At 42.2% G+C, this 1104-nt stretch carries 1 pseudogene; it reads left to right on the forward strand.

Going from position 1 to position 1104, the window contains the following annotated elements:
* A pseudogene (locus tag QM911_RS09820) lies at window positions 1-1104 on the forward strand (protein with ysrik-signal peptide); the annotation flags it as partial.

Here is a 1104-nt window from a genome sequence, read left to right on the forward strand (position 1 = left end):
AAACTGTAGTTAAAGCAGAAGAGAAAGCTAAAGACGCAGACGGTCTTAAAGCTCCAGAAACTAAGACTCCAGTTAAAGACACAGCAAACTTGACTGATGCAGAAAAAGCAGAAGTTAAGAAAGCAGTCGAAGCAGCAAACCCAGGATCAGTAGCTGAAGTAGGTCAAGACGGAACAACTAAAGTAACGTTCCCAGATAAATCAGAAGGAACATTGACTCCAGCCCAAACTGTAGTTAAAGCTAAAGATGCAGCAGGTATCAAAGAACCAGCAACTAAGACACCGGTTAAAGATACAGCTAAATTGACTGATGACGAAAAAGCAGAAGTTAAGAAAGCAGTCGAAGCAGCGAACCCAGGATCAGTAGCTGAAGTAGGTCAAGACGGAACAACTAAAGTAACGTTCCCAGATAAATCAGAAGGAACATTGACTCCAGCCCAAACTGTAGTTAAAGCAGAAGAGAAAGCTAAAGACGCAGACGGTCTTAAAGCTCCAGAAACTAAGACTCCAGTTAAAGACACAGCAAACTTGACTGATGACGAAAAAGCAGAAGTTAAGAAAGCAGTCGAAGCAGCGAACCCAAGATCAGTAGCTGAAGTAGGTCAAGACGGAACAACCAAAGTAACGTTCCCAGATAAATCAGAAGGAACACTTACAGGAGATCAAACTGTTAAAGCTGCAGATGCAAACGGTGCTAAAGCTCCAGCAACTAAGACCCCAGTAAAAGATACAAGTACCTTGACTGATGAAGAGAAGACACAAGTAGCAGAAGAAATCTTGAAAGCTAATCCAACACTTGAAGATGTTGATGTAGCTAACGATGGAACTGCAACCGTAACGTTCCCAGATGGTTCAAAAGCAACATTAACTCCAGCCCAAACTGTAGTTAAAGCAGAAGAGAAAGCTAAAGAAGCAGATGGTCTTAAAGCTCCAGCAACTAAGACTCCGGTTAAAGATACAGCAAACTTGACTGATGCAGAAAAAGCAGAAGTTAAGAAAGCAGTTGAAGCAGCGAACCCAGGATCAGTAGCTGAAGTAGGTCAAGACGGAACAACTAAAGTAACGTTCCCAGATAAATCAGAAGGAACATTGACTCCAGCCCAAA

The sequence above is a fragment of the Streptococcus infantis genome, from assembly GCF_047460825.1.
Taxonomy (GTDB): Bacteria; Bacillota; Bacilli; order Lactobacillales; family Streptococcaceae; genus Streptococcus; species Streptococcus infantis_V.